Genomic DNA, 13,015 nt, shown 5'->3' on the forward strand with positions numbered 1-13,015 from the left:
CGCGACCGCCTACGGTGTCGCATTTTGTCGCTGCCCTGCCCCATGCATAAAGGAGCTTGATGATGGCGGAAGAACTAAAGTCCCAGATAAGCCTGCTGCACGCTTGGGTCGTCGATCAAGGTTTTGGCGGGTCCGCTGTGGACGATGCGGCCGGCTTCCATCACGTAGCCGCGGTCGGCGCAGGATAAGGCCAGTTGCACATCCTGTTCGACCAGTAGCACGGTCACGCCGTCCCGTTGAATCGCAGCCAACACATCCATCAATTGCTCCACCACGACCGGCGCCAATCCCAGGCTCATTTCATCGACCATCATCAGTACCGGCGCAGCCATCAACGCGCGCGCCATCGCACACATCTGTTGCTCGCCGCCCGACATGCTGCCGGCCAGCTGACGCCGGCGCTCCGCCAAGCGTGGGAATATGGTGTAGATCTTGTCCAGATCGCGTCTGATGGCTGCCTGGTCCCGACGTCGGTAGCTGCCCATCAACACATTATCCTGCACGCTCATGCGGTCGAACAACTGGCGCCCTTCCGGCACTTGCACCAAGCCCAGGTCGAAAGCTTGATCGGGCGTCGCGCCGATCAATTCGCGCCTATTGAAGACAATGCTGCCGCTGCAAGGCAGCAGGCGCGACAACGCACGCAACAAGCTGGTCTTGCCCGCACCGTTACTGCCGACCAGCGCCACCATTTCGCGCGGATAGATCTCCAGCGCCACCTCATGCAGCACCGGCAGTTCGCCGTAGCCGGCACTCAGCTGGTCGACTTTTAACAAGGGCAGACGATGTGTCGGGCTGCTCAAGTGCGTTTCTTCCCCAGATAAGCCTGCACCACGATGGGGTCCGACAGCACGCTGGCGGGCGTGCCGTCTGCGATCTTTTCGCCGTGATGCAGTACCAGCAAGCGATCCGACAGGCTTATGATCGCCTTGATGACGTGCTCGATCACCAGGAGGCTGATGCCCCGCTCGCGCACCTGGCGCAGGAGGTCGATGATTTGGTCGATTTCGACCAGATTCAGGCCGGCCATGAGTTCATCGCACAACAGCAGCTTGGGCTGCATCGCCAGCGCCTTTGCAAGTTCCAGGCGTCTGCGTCCGGCGCCGCTCAGTTCATCGGTGCGCCCGGATATGGTGTTGCCCAAACCGACGAATTCAAGCCAAACACGCGCCTGTTCACGCGCCTGCGTCAATGGCACTTTGCTGGCGCCGCGCCCGAACAAAGCGCCCACCGCCACGTTGTCCAATACCGACAGGCCGGGAAACGGCCGCATGATCTGGAAGGTACGGCCTATGCCCAGGCGAGCGCGACGAAATGCCGGCAGGCGGTTGACGGGCTCGCCCTGGAACAGCACCTCGCCTTCGCTCGCAGCGAGGGTGCCGCTGATCAGGTTGATCAGTGTGGTCTTGCCGGCGCCGTTGGGGCCGATCAAGCCCAGGATTTCACCCGGCGCCAAGGTCAAGCTGACATCGTTGAGCGCGATCAGGCCGGCAAAGCGCCGGGTCGCATGGCGGACTTCCAGCAATGCACTCATAGCCGATGCGCCCGGATGTTTTCGATGAAATAACGCCAGCCCGTGGTGCGAAAACGCCGCAGCATATCGGCCAGGCCGAGCGGCATCAACACCACCGCAACCACGATGACGACGCCAAAAAACAGGCCGGCGATGCTGGTCACTTCGCTCGCCAGGAATTCGGAGACGGCCGCCAGCGAAAGCGCGCCGACCACCGGCCCCAGCACCGTGCCCGGACCGCCGAACACGGCCATGATGATCATCTTGACGTTGAGGCCGAGATCAAAGGCGCTGGCCGGATCCAGGAAGGTGATCCAGTAAGCGTGAATGCCGCCGGCCAAGGCACTGAACAGGCCCGACAGCGCAAATGCCAGCACCTTGTACCAGGTGGTGTTGACGCCCATGACGGCGGCGGCTTCCTCGTTTTCGCGGATCGCAATCAGTCCGAATCCGAAGCGGCTGCGGGTCAGCCAGAAGATCGTCAGCGTCGCGCTCGCCAGCAGGGCCAGCGCCAGTTCATAGAACAGCGGATCGTTGTTCAGCGGCGGCAAGACCAGGCCGATGTTCTGGCCGGCCAGCCTCAGATTGGAGACGATGGCGGTCATCACTTGCGACAGCACCAGCGTGGCAATCGCGAAATAGTGCCCCTTGAGCCGCAACACCGGCAACCCCAGCACAAGCGCAAACAGCAGCGCCAGCGCGACACCAAAGAACAGGCCGACCGCGAACGGCAAGCGCCACTGCACCATGGCGATCGCCACGCCGTAGCCGCCTAGCCCGTAAAAGACGGAATTGCCGAACGAGGGATAACCGGTGTAGCCACCGATGATGTTCCAGCCCTGCGCCAGCACCGCCAGCAGCAGCGCGTTGATGCCGAACTGGACCAGCACGTCCGAGCCGTACCAGGGGACGCCGGCGAGTATCGACAGCGCCACCAGGGCCAGGCCGATGCGCCATCCGCTCATGAGGTTTTCCCCAGCAAGCCGCTGGGCCGCACGATCAACACCAGCACCAGGATGCCGAAGCTGGCGACGTCGGCAAAGGTTGGGCCGATATACAAGCTGGTCAGCGACTCGACGATCCCCAGGAACAGCCCGCCGACGATGACGCCGAGCGGGTTGTCCAGGCCGCCAATAATCGAGATGGCAAATGATTTGGCGGTGAGTGTCGCTCCGATGTAGGGATTGATTTGCGACACCGTGCCATAGAGCGCGCCGGCCGCGCCCGCCAGCGCGATGCCCAAGCCAAAGGTGATCGCGTATAGGTGACGCGGCTCGACGCCGTACAGGCGGGCTGCCGTCAGATTCTGGGCCGTGGCGCGAATCGCCCGGCCGAGCCGCGTGTGCAGCAAAAACAGCCACATGCCGACCGTCAGCACGATCGCGACGCAAAATGCACCCAGCCGCGCCACCGGCAACACCACCGTTCCCCAGGTCAAGCTGTTGCCCGCATAGGATGGATTGATGGTGCGGAAATCCGCGGAAAACACCAGTTGCGCTAGATAGGTCAACACCACCTCCAGCCCGAAAGTAATCAACAACGTGTTAAACATCGGCCCCCTGATCACCAAGTTCAGCAAGCCGCGTTGCAGCCCGTAGCCCAAGGCGAACATGGCGGCGGCGGTGATCGGCAATCCCAGAAACGGGTCGATCCCGGCGTAAGTGTAGAGGTGCCACGCGGCGTAAGCGCCCAGCATGATGAAGGCGCCATGCGCCAGGTTGACGATGTTGAGCACACCCCAGACCAAGGCCAGGCCGAGCGCCATGACCGCGTACAGCCCGCCAAGTAAAGCGCCGTTGATGAGAATTTGTGCCAGCAGGTTCACCAGAAGTCCCGATCTGCCGGCGGCTTAACGCGCGTTCCAGGCCGGCATCGGATACTTCGGTTGTGTGACAAAGCCCTTGGCGCCGTAGATTTCTGCCAGGCTACCGCCCTGCACCTGGATCACCACCTGCGGCATTTCGATCTGCCCTTGAGCATTGAATGCGATCGGGCCGTACAGGCTGTTGAATCTGACCTTGGCCAGTGCATCGCGCACCTTCTGCGGATCGGCGCTGCCGGCGTCCTCCATTGCCTGTGCCAGCGCTTCTACGTCGGCGACGCCCGAGGCCGCGTGGTAATCAGGCTCATAGCCGAATCTGGCCTGGTACTCCTTGGCGAACTGTTGCGCATCCCCGAACCAGCGGTCTTTCAGGGCCGGGGTCGGCAGCCACGGCGTCATGCCGAACGCGTAGTCGGCATCCTTGCCCAGCGCTTTGCGGAAGTCTTCACTGGGCACGCCCACCGTAAACGCGTACAGCTTGGGCGCTACCGCCAGGCTTTTGGCCTGACGCACGAAATTCAGGATCTCGGTCTCGTGGCCGGCCACCAGCACGGCATCGACGTTTTTGCTCTTGATCTGCGCAAGCAAAGAGCTGAAGTCGGTGGCGTTCGTGCTGTAGCGCTCATCCATGACCAGATTCGCCCCGGCCAGCTGCAACTTGGGGCGCGTGCCGTCCGCCACCGATACATCGAAGGCATCGTCTGCATATAGCAAGGCCACTGATTTTGGCGCCGGATTGAGCGCCTTGAGCATATCGACCGTGCTGTCGAAGTAATTGCTGGCCGGCGCCAGCGTGCCGAAAATGTAGTTGAATTTGCGTGCAAAGATCTGATCCGAGGCGCCGCCGCCCTGCACCATCGGCACCTTGTATTTTTCCGAAACGGTCGAGTCGGCCAGCGCGAAATTGCTGGCGAATGGACCCAGCAGCAGGTTGACCTTGTCTTGCGTCACCAACTGGGTGTATTGGCGCACGCTCAGATTGACGTCGGATTGGTTGTCATACAGTTTGAGTGCCAGTTTGTGCCACCGAGCGCCAATCTTTACGCCGCCTGCGGCGTTGATTTTGTCGATCGCGAGTTGATACGCGTCGCGGTAATAGCGGCCGGTGTTGGCGACCGGACCGGTCAATTGCACCGAGGCGCCCAGCACGACATCCTGGGCCAGTGCGGCGCCTGCGGGCGCACAAGCGATGAAGACAGTGAGCAGGCCAGCTAGCAGAGCAGAACGGCTGAGCGACATGATATGTGCCTTCCAACAAGGGTTGCGACAAAAGCTGCGACTCAGGACACTGGATTGAGTTTAGTCGTGCGATTACCCGGATGCAAATCAGTCAACCGCGCCTGTCACTATTTGATGCGCTGCTTTTCCAGCTTGCGCGCCAGCGTGCGCCTGTGCATGCCCAAGCGGCGCGCCGTCTCGGAAATATTGAAGCCGGTCTCCACCAGCACTTCGTGAATGCGTTCCCATTCGAGGGTCTTGATCGAGGTCGACCGGTTGGTCAACTCGACCTCGGCAACCCCGGCGACGTGGCCGAAGGCCGCTTCGATATCGTCGGTATTGGATGGCTTGGCCAGATATTGGCAAGCGCCGAGTTTGATGGCCTCAACCGCCGTGGCGATGCTGGCGAAACCGGTCAGCACCACGATCAGCATCGCCGGATCATGCTTGTGCAGCATTTGCACGCAGGCCAGCCCGGAGGTACTGCCGTTCAGCTTGAGATCGACCACCGCATAGCCCGGCGAATGCTGCTGCAGCTGTGCGGTGGCCTCATCCAGATTGGCCGCCAGCAAAACCGTATAGCCGCGGCGCTCGAATGAGCGACTAAGCGTGCGGGCGAAAGCCGCATCGTCTTCAATGATCAGCAGCAGGCGGTCAGGCGGCATGCGGTTGATCCTCTTCCAGACTGATTGCCGCCAGCGGCAGCGTAAGTTGTACTGCCGCCCCGCCCTGCTCCCGATTGCTGGCCGTCACCGTGCCGCCCAGTTTGCGTGCGACATTGACGACGAAGAACAGTCCCAAGCCGCCGCCCGGGCGGCCCTTGCTGGATTGATATGGCTTGCCTAATTGGGTCAGCATCGCGGGCACGAAACCGGGGCCGGCGTCCGTCACCAACAAAATCAGCGAATCGGCTTCGCGCGTCGCCTCCAGGCTCAGCCATTGCGGCGAAGCTTCGAGCGCATTGTCCAGCACATTGCAGATCATCTGTTTGAGAGCGGAATCGAACACCACAGGGATGTCCTGTTCAATCCGATTTTCATAGGCGAACGAGATCACCGGCCGAGTGGTGCGCCAATCTTTAGCCAGATCGTCCAGAAACGTGTTGATGGTGGTTTTCACCGACGATTCGCCGCGCGCCTCGCCTGCCGACAGCAGGATGCCGCTGACGATGCTCTTGCAGCGCTGCAGCTGGGCCTGCATTTCGCCGATTTCCTCCTGTAATTCGGGATTCTTGCTGAATTCGGGCATCCGCCGCCAGTCGCCCAGGATCACGGAAAGGGTCGCCAGCGGGGTGCCGAGTTCATGCGCGGCGCCCGATGCCAGCAGGCCCATGCGCACGATGTGATCTTCCTCGGCCGCGCGTTGGCGCAGGGCGGCAAGTTGAGCGTCGCCCGTACGCAGATTGCGGCCGATACGGGTGATCGAAATCACCAGTAAAGCGGCATCGAGCGCAAAGCAAATCAGCATGCCTTCGATATATAAATTGGACAAGCTATTGCCATGGTCGGCCGGCAGCGCCAGCGGCACGGAAAATTGGGATAAGCCAGCCAGGCAGACACTGGTGATGCCGACGATAGTCCAGGTCGACCAGGCTTCGAGCAGCACGGCGCTCAGAATCACCTGCAGCAGATAGAGGAATGCGAAAGGATTGGTGGTGCCGCCGCTGAAATACAACTGCAGCGTCAATGTGACCACATCCACCAGTAGCGCAAAAAACAACTCGCCGTTGGTCACCACGCGACGTTCGTGCCAGCGCAGATGGCTGGCGATGTTGAATGCAATCAGGCAGGCCAGCACCTTCAGCATGTGCGGCAACGGAAGCTGAATGCCGAAACCGAGGATTACGATGGAGATAGTTGTGATCTGGCCAAGGACGGCGATCCAGCGCAGTTGAATCAGTTGCAGCATGTTCTTGTGGCCGGCAGCGTTTTCAACGCCCGTAGCTGCTGCCGATGTTTCTTTCAGGTCTTCTGTATTTGCAAGAATTTCAATTTTGCCTGCCATCTTCACTTTCCTGGTCAATACCATTAACTCTGGTGTCGGCGCCGCGACGCCGCGAGCGGCGCTCCTCGCGCACGACCCAGAAGCAGGCGCCCGCCACCATCAAGGCGAGAGCATACCAAGTAAGAGCATAAACCAAGTGGTTGTTGTGAAAGGCAATCACGGTCAAACCGCCGATCGGGTGAGTGCTCGGGCTGGCTACGACTGCGCCGTCCACAGGCGCTTTTGCCGCGTCCGCATCCACAAAGTAAGGCGCAACCTGGGACAGGCCACGCGCCGCGGCAATCGCTTGAACGTCGCGCGAGTACCAGCGATCAGCGGCAGGATCGTTGCTGCGCAGGTAACCGCCGCCGGGCTCGCTGATGCGCAGCAGTCCGGTAACCACGGCAACGCTGAACCCAGCGCTCTCGACCCGCTCGCGTTCCTTGGTTGTAACAAATCCACGGTTGACCAGCACCACGCTGCCGTCCGCCGTGAGAAGCGGCGTCATTTGCCAAAAGCCGCTGCCAAGCTCAGTCGAAGCCTGGACCTGGGTAGTGAGTTCATACAGGAAAGTACCGATCAGGCGCACATGCCGGTATTCGTCGGACTCGGCATTGATCTGCGGCCAGCTGTCGCGGCCGGGGGCGGCAACGGCTGGAGCGTGTACCCGTTGCTCCACCCGTGCTATCAGGTCAAGTTTCCATTGCAGGCGCTTGAGCTGCCAGGTGCCAAGTGCAAAAAAACCTGTAAAAACCAGCGCCGCGCAGACCATCAGCGCGAGCCGCGTGGCCGCGGAGCGGGGACGCGGCGCTGGGATCATTGCATGTCGTGCATATTATGCATGTCGTGCATGTCATGCATTTTCGGCATTTCATGCATCGATTCAGGCATACCCTCTTGCATTGAATCAGGCATCATGCCCGGCATCATGTTGTGATTCAGGTGGTACATCACCCATAGCGAACCGCACAGCATGATGATCACCAGCATCACCGTAAAGATCAGCGCCAGCATCGACCAGCCGCCTTCGGATTTGGTGTTCATGTGCAGGAAATACACCATATGAACCACGATTTGCACGGCCGCAAAGCCAAGCAGGACCAGGCCGGTGGTGCTGGACTTGTCGAACACCTTGCCGATTACCAGCCAGAACGGAATGGCGGTCAGGATAACTGCCAGCACGAAGCCGGTCGCATAGCTTTTGAGGCTGCCGTGGTCGGCATGCGCGTGGTGATGATCGTGGCCGCCATGATGGCCGTGTTCGGCGGCGTGAGCCGATTGTGGATGATGTGCGCTCATGGCAGGACTCCCATCAGGTAAACAAAGGTGAAGACGCCGATCCAGACCACGTCCAGAAAGTGCCAGAACATTGACAGGCACATCAGCCGCCGGCCGTTCTCCGGAGTCAGTCCGTGCCGGCCGAGCTGAAACATCAGCGTGACCAGCCACACGATGCCGAAGCTGACGTGCAGGCCGTGGGTGGCCACCAGGGCGAAGAACGATGTCAGGAAGCCGCTGCGCTGCGGTCCGGCGCCTTCATGGATCAGATGGATGAATTCATAGAGTTCAAAGCCGATGAAGCAGGCCCCGAGCACGCCGGTGACGGCCAGCCAGATCAAGGTGCTGCGCAGACGTTTGCGTTGCATTTCCAGCATCGCAAAACCGTAGGTGATCGACGACAGCAACAGCAATGAGGTGTTCAGCGCCACCAGCGGCAGATCGAACAGCTCGGCGCCGGTCGGGCCTCCGGCATAGTTGCGGCCCAGCACTGCGTAGGTCGCAAACAGGCAAGCAAAAATGAGACAGTCGCTCATCAAATACAGCCAGAAGCCGAGCAAGGTCCCGTTCTCGGGGTGATGCTCGCGCACGTAATAGCGCGAGCTCGGATCAGCGCTCAAGGCGCTGGCGGAAGAAGTGATGATCTCAGACATGGCTAGCCAGCAAGCGTGTGCGTTCACCCTCGGTACGGACGACTTCGTCCGCCGAGATGTAGTAATCGCGGTTGTAGTTGAAGGTGTGGATGATGATTGCAGCGAGCATCGCAACAAAGCCGACGCCGGCCAACAGCCACATTTGCCAGATCAGGGCAAAACCGCAGACCGCACTGAGTCCGGCGATGATGAATCCGGCAGCCGTGTTCTTCGGCATGTGGATTGCGGTAAAGCCCTGTTGCGGCCGGGTGTAATTGTTGTTCTTCATGTCAGCCCAGGCATCGTTGTCGTGCACTACCGGCGTGAACGCGAAGTTGTAGTCCGGCGGCGGCGAAGATGTAGCCCATTCCAAGGTACGGCCGCCCCAAGGATCGCCGCTGGTATCGCGCAGCGCATCGCGACGGCGATAGCTGACGATCAGTTGCACGACGAACGAGCCGATCCCAAGCGCGACCAGCACGGCGCCGAAGGCGGCGATCACGAACCAGATTTGCAATGACGGATCTTCGAAATGGCTGACGCGTCGCGTCACGCCCATCAAGCCAAGTACGTACAGCGGCATGAAGGCCAGGTAGAAGCCGATGGTCCAGAACCAGAAGCAGCACTTGCCCCAGAAGTCATCGAGCTTGTATCCGAAGGCTTTCGGGAACCAGTAATTAATGCCTGCGAACATGCCGAACAGCACGCCGCCGATAATCACGTTATGGAAGTGCGCGATCAGGAACAGGCTGTTGTGCAGCACGAAGTCGGCCGGTGGCACCGCCAGCAGCACGCCCGTCATGCCGCCGATCACGAAAGTGATCATGAAGCCGATGGTCCACAGCATCGGCAATTCGAACCGAATGCGGCCGCGATACATGGTAAACAGCCAGTTGAAAATTTTGGCGCCGGTCGGGATCGAGATGATCATGGTCGTGATGCCGAAGAACGAATTGACGCTGGCACCGGAGCCCATGGTGAAGAAGTGATGCAGCCACACCAGGTAAGACAGGATCGTGATGACCACGGTGGCGTACACCATCGAGGTATAACCGAACAGCCGCTTGCTGCAGAACGTCGAGACGACTTCGGAGAAGATGCCGAAGGCCGGCAGAATCAGGATGTACACCTCAGGATGACCCCAGATCCAGATCAGGTTGACATACATCATGGCGTTGCCGCCCAGGTCGTTGGTAAAGAAGTTGGTTCCAACCATGCGGTCCAGCGACAACATGCCGAGCACGGCGGTCAGCACCGGGAAGGCAGCCACGATCAGCACGTTGGTGCACAAGGCGGTCCAGGTGAACACCGGCATCTTCATCATGGTCATGCCCGGCGCGCGCATCTTGACGATGGTCGCGATCAGGTTGATGCCGGACAGCAGGGTACCTACCCCGGCAATCTGCAATGACCAGATGTAGTAGTCGACCCCCACGTCCGGGCTGGCGAGAATGCCCGACAGCGGCGGATAAGCCAGCCAACCGGTGCGCGCGAACTCGCCGACGAACAAGGACACCATCACCAGGCCGCCGCCGAACGTGGTCATCCAGAAGCTGAAGTTGTTCAGGAAAGGGAACGCGACGTCGCGGGCGCCGATTTGCAGCGGCACGACGTAGTTCATCAGACCGGTGACCAAAGGCATGGCGACGAAGAAAATCATGATCACGCCGTGCGCCGTGAAGATCTGGTCGTAGTGGTGCGGCGGCAGGAAGCCGGCCGCATCGCCGAACGCGAACGCTTGCTGGGCGCGCATCATCAAGGCGTCGGCAAAGCCGCGCAGCAACATCACCAAGCCGAGGACGATGTACATGATGCCGATTTTCTTGTGGTCGATGCTGGTGAACCAGTCGCGCCACAAGGTGCCCCAGACGCGGAAATACGTCAGCGCTGCAAGCAGCGCCAGGCCGCCGATGGCCACCATGGCAAAGGTCGCCAGCAGAATCGGTTCGTGGAAGGGAATCGCATCCCAGCTTAGACGGCCGAAGATCAGCTTCGTCAAATCAATATGGTCTAGCATTGTTACTTTCCGAGGAAAAGGGGAAACACGGCGCACACGGCAGCGCCATTACCTGCAGAGCGGCGCGCTGCTGGAGCCGCCGCAAGGTCTTCTCGCAGATATTTACTCATGGTGTTGACCGACTTTGACGTTCATATCGGTTGCCATCATCTTGTCCATGCAAACCTGGTTGCTATCGACGCAACGATTGACGATGGCATGGTAGAGGTCGGCGTCGACCGAGCCGTAGCGGCGCACCGGCTCTCGCTGGCTGGGCTTTTCAAGCTGCAAGTAGCCGGCACGGTTCAGCGCCCCGCCGCCGGTCTTGTTCGCCTGCACCCAGCGCTCGAAGTCTGCCGAGCTCATGCCGTGGAACTTGAAGCGCATATCCGAAAATCCCGCGCCGCTGTAGTTCGCCGAGAAGCCGTCGAACTGGCCCGGACGGTTGATGACCGCATTGAGCGAGGTCTCCATGCCCGGCATCGCGTAGATCTGGCCAGCCAGCGCCGGAATATAAAATGAGTTCATCACCGTCGACGCCGTAATCTTGAAGCGGATAGGCACATCGACCGGCGCTGCCAGCTCGTTGACGGTGGCGATCCCTTGTTCGGGATAAATGAACAGCCATTTCCAGTCCAGCGCCACTACCTCGACCGTGAGCGTCTTGGTGTCGGCAGGAATCGGGCGCGCCGCGTCCAGCCGCGACAGTTTCCGGTACGGGTCCAGCGTGTGGGTGCTGATCCAGGTCAACAGGCCGAGGGCGATGATGATGAGTAGCGGAGCGCCCCAGATCACCAGCTCAAGTTGGGTCGAGTGATCCCAGTCAGGCTCGTAGCGCGCGGCGGTATTATTTTTCCGATAGCGCCAGGCAAAAAGTATTGTCAATGCAATCACCGGAACGATGATCAGCAGCATTAACAGTGTAGAAACGACAATCAGGTGACCCTGCTGAGAGGCGATGTCCCCTGACGGACTCATCACCACAGTGTTACACCCGGCCAACAAAATAGCGGATAAGGGAATCAGTCCGCGACGAGCAATTGAGAAAACCATGCGGCAAAAGTCCAGTCGAAGCAATTAAATCGTGCTAATGTACAACGACTGGTATGCATTGGCGATTGGACCTTTTGTCCTACCCTGACAGCAACATTGGGTGGGACTTGCAGGTTCAACGACCGAAACCCAATTTGAGACAGGATGATTATGCCCAGCACCCCTAGCCACAGCGGCGAATTTGCCGCCAATTTCCCGTCACATTCGAGCATCAGTGGCGCCCGCAATACCAAATCCGATCATTCAAGCATTGCGCCGGGCGAAATAGCCATCGGCGTGGTCATTGGCCGCGCTTCGGAATATTTCGACTTCTTCGTCTACGCGATGGCGTCGGTGCTGGTGTTTCCGTCGGTTTTCTTTCCATTCGAACAACGGCTTGAGGGAACGCTTTACGCGTTTGTAATCTTTTCGTTCGCCTTTCTTGCAAGACCCTTCGGCACCGTGGCCTTCATGGCGATCCAGCGCCGCTTCGGCCGCGAGGCCAAGTTGACCATTGCGCTGTTCCTGCTCGGCATTTCCACCGCCGGCATGGCTTTCCTGCCGACTTTTGAACACCTGGGCTTCGCCTCGATTGTCTTGCTGTCACTGTTGCGCATCGGCCAGGGCATAGCACTGGGCGGATCGTGGGACGGCCTGCCGTCGCTGCTGGCGCTCAATGCGCCGCAGAATCGGCGCGGCTGGTACGCGATGCTTGGCCAACTGGGTGCGCCAGTCGGCTTCATGGTGGCTGGCGGACTGTTCGCCTACCTGCTATCCAACCTTTCCACCGAAGACTTTCTTGATTGGGGCTGGCGCTACCCGTTCTATGTAGCGTTTGCGATCAACGTGGTGGCGCTGTTCGCCCGCTTGCGGCTGGTATCGACCAACGAATACGCCCGCCTGCTCAATGAGCGGGAGCTGGAGCCGACCAACGCCATCGAAATGACCAGGACACAAGGCCGCAACGTGCTGATCGGCGCCTTGGCGGCGCTAGCCAGCTACGCGCTATTCCATCTGGTGACTGTGTTCCCGCTGTCGTGGATCACCTTATATTCGATCCGTTCTATCAGCGACTTCCTGCTGATCCAGGTGATCGGCGCGGCGCTGATGGCGCTCGGCGTGGTCGCCTCCGGCTTGATTGCCGATCGTTTCGGCCGCCGCACCACCCTGGGCACCTGCGCGGCACTCATAGCGCTGCTCAGCGCGTTCGTGCCAATGCTATTGAACGGCGGCGAGCTTGGGCAAAACATTTTCATCCTGCTCGGCTTCGTCCTGCTCGGATTGTCGTATGGTCAGGCGGCCGGCGCCGTCACTGCCAACTTCCCTGCCAAGTATCGCTATACCGGCGCCGCCCTGACCTCCGATCTATCCTGGCTGGTTGGTGCCGGTTTCGCGCCGCTGGTGGCGCTTGGTCTTTCGGCCCATTTCGGTCTTGCCTACGTCAGCTTCTACCTGCTGTCGGGTGCGGCATGCTCGCTGGCCGCACTGAGCCTTAATCGCGCGCTGGAGATCCGCGATTAATTCGGAATTGCCGGCTTCGA

Annotated in this window: 13 protein-coding genes; 1 reads left to right on the top strand and 12 read right to left on the bottom strand. The window is 60.1% G+C overall.

The window, feature by feature from the left end; genetic code table 11:
• Positions 1-74: 74 nt before the first annotated feature.
• The 12 genes from ACFPM8_RS16755 to cyoA form a co-directional block, all read right to left on the bottom strand.
• Positions 75-803, bottom strand: coding sequence for an ABC transporter ATP-binding protein (locus tag ACFPM8_RS16755; protein WP_378999063.1), 729 nt, complete (start codon positions 801-803; stop codon positions 75-77).
• A complete protein-coding gene (locus ACFPM8_RS16760; RefSeq protein ID WP_378999065.1) occupies positions 800-1,534 on the bottom strand; it encodes an ABC transporter ATP-binding protein in 735 nt (244 codons plus the stop codon). Before ACFPM8_RS16760 ends, ACFPM8_RS16755 begins: the two co-directional genes overlap by 4 nt.
• Complete coding sequence (locus tag ACFPM8_RS16765) at positions 1,531-2,478, bottom strand: branched-chain amino acid ABC transporter permease (RefSeq protein ID WP_378999067.1); 948 nt, start codon at positions 2,476-2,478, stop codon at positions 1,531-1,533. Before ACFPM8_RS16765 ends, ACFPM8_RS16760 begins: the two co-directional genes overlap by 4 nt.
• Positions 2,475-3,338: a branched-chain amino acid ABC transporter permease gene (locus ACFPM8_RS16770; protein ID WP_378999069.1), complete on the bottom strand. Its 864-nt coding sequence runs from the start codon at positions 3,336-3,338 to the stop codon at positions 2,475-2,477. The genes ACFPM8_RS16765 and ACFPM8_RS16770 overlap by 4 nt, the downstream gene beginning before the upstream one ends.
• Before the next feature lie 24 nt (positions 3,339-3,362).
• Entirely contained in the window at positions 3,363-4,574 is a 1,212-nt protein-coding gene (locus tag ACFPM8_RS16775; RefSeq protein ID WP_378999071.1) for an amino acid ABC transporter substrate-binding protein, read from the bottom strand.
• 107 nt (positions 4,575-4,681) lie between these two features.
• On the bottom strand, positions 4,682-5,218 hold the full coding sequence (locus tag ACFPM8_RS16780) for a response regulator transcription factor (RefSeq protein ID WP_378999073.1): 537 nt from the start codon (positions 5,216-5,218) through the stop codon (positions 4,682-4,684).
• Positions 5,208-6,557, bottom strand: a complete 1,350-nt coding sequence (locus ACFPM8_RS16785) for an ATP-binding protein (protein WP_378999075.1) — start codon at positions 6,555-6,557, stop codon at positions 5,208-5,210. The genes ACFPM8_RS16780 and ACFPM8_RS16785 overlap by 11 nt, the downstream gene beginning before the upstream one ends.
• Positions 6,541-7,356 (bottom strand): SURF1 family protein, encoded by an 816-nt coding sequence (locus tag ACFPM8_RS16790; protein ID WP_378999077.1) that lies wholly within the window; start codon positions 7,354-7,356, stop codon positions 6,541-6,543. Before ACFPM8_RS16790 ends, ACFPM8_RS16785 begins: the two co-directional genes overlap by 17 nt.
• Positions 7,353-7,835 (bottom strand): cytochrome o ubiquinol oxidase subunit IV, encoded by a 483-nt coding sequence (gene cyoD, locus ACFPM8_RS16795; RefSeq protein WP_378999079.1) that lies wholly within the window; start codon positions 7,833-7,835, stop codon positions 7,353-7,355. The genes ACFPM8_RS16790 and cyoD overlap by 4 nt, the downstream gene beginning before the upstream one ends.
• Positions 7,832-8,467, bottom strand: a complete 636-nt coding sequence (cyoC, locus tag ACFPM8_RS16800) for a cytochrome o ubiquinol oxidase subunit III (RefSeq protein ID WP_378999081.1) — start codon at positions 8,465-8,467, stop codon at positions 7,832-7,834. Before cyoC ends, cyoD begins: the two co-directional genes overlap by 4 nt.
• Positions 8,460-10,463 (bottom strand): cytochrome o ubiquinol oxidase subunit I, encoded by a 2,004-nt coding sequence (cyoB, locus tag ACFPM8_RS16805; protein ID WP_378999083.1) that lies wholly within the window; start codon positions 10,461-10,463, stop codon positions 8,460-8,462. The genes cyoC and cyoB overlap by 8 nt, the downstream gene beginning before the upstream one ends.
• Before the next feature lie 102 nt (positions 10,464-10,565).
• Positions 10,566-11,495: a ubiquinol oxidase subunit II gene (gene cyoA / locus ACFPM8_RS16810; protein ID WP_378999084.1), complete on the bottom strand. Its 930-nt coding sequence runs from the start codon at positions 11,493-11,495 to the stop codon at positions 10,566-10,568.
• A 150-nt stretch (positions 11,496-11,645) separates the two neighbouring features.
• Between cyoA and ACFPM8_RS16815 the strand changes: the two genes are divergently transcribed.
• A complete protein-coding gene (locus ACFPM8_RS16815) occupies positions 11,646-12,995 on the top strand; it encodes an MFS transporter (protein ID WP_378999397.1) in 1,350 nt (449 codons plus the stop codon).
• Positions 12,996-13,015: the final 20 nt, after the last annotated feature.

It is taken from the genome of Paraherbaspirillum soli (assembly GCF_042654985.1).
Classification (GTDB): Bacteria; Pseudomonadota; Gammaproteobacteria; order Burkholderiales; family Burkholderiaceae_D; genus Paraherbaspirillum; species Paraherbaspirillum soli.

Excerpts from the sequence above, each read along its gene's own strand:
- ACFPM8_RS16760 (WP_378999065.1), bottom strand. The coding sequence starts at position 1,534 with ATGAGTGCATTGCTGGAAGTCCGCCATGCGACCCGGCGCTTTGCCGGC.
- ACFPM8_RS16765 (WP_378999067.1), bottom strand. The coding sequence starts at position 2,478 with ATGAGCGGATGGCGCATCGGCCTGGCCCTGGTGGCGCTGTCGATACTC.
- ACFPM8_RS16775 (WP_378999071.1), bottom strand. The coding sequence starts at position 4,574 with ATGTCGCTCAGCCGTTCTGCTCTGCTAGCTGGCCTGCTCACTGTCTTC.
- ACFPM8_RS16780 (WP_378999073.1), bottom strand. The coding sequence starts at position 5,218 with ATGCCGCCTGACCGCCTGCTGCTGATCATTGAAGACGATGCGGCTTTC.
- ACFPM8_RS16785 (WP_378999075.1), bottom strand. The coding sequence starts at position 6,557 with ATGGCAGGCAAAATTGAAATTCTTGCAAATACAGAAGACCTGAAAGAA.
- ACFPM8_RS16790 (WP_378999077.1), bottom strand. The coding sequence starts at position 7,356 with ATGATCCCAGCGCCGCGTCCCCGCTCCGCGGCCACGCGGCTCGCGCTG.
- cyoD (WP_378999079.1), bottom strand. The coding sequence starts at position 7,835 with ATGAGCGCACATCATCCACAATCGGCTCACGCCGCCGAACACGGCCAT.
- cyoC (WP_378999081.1), bottom strand. The coding sequence starts at position 8,467 with ATGTCTGAGATCATCACTTCTTCCGCCAGCGCCTTGAGCGCTGATCCG.
- cyoB (WP_378999083.1), bottom strand. The coding sequence starts at position 10,463 with ATGCTAGACCATATTGATTTGACGAAGCTGATCTTCGGCCGTCTAAGC.
- cyoA (WP_378999084.1), bottom strand. The coding sequence starts at position 11,495 with ATGGTTTTCTCAATTGCTCGTCGCGGACTGATTCCCTTATCCGCTATT.
- ACFPM8_RS16815 (WP_378999397.1), top strand. The coding sequence starts at position 11,646 with ATGCCCAGCACCCCTAGCCACAGCGGCGAATTTGCCGCCAATTTCCCG.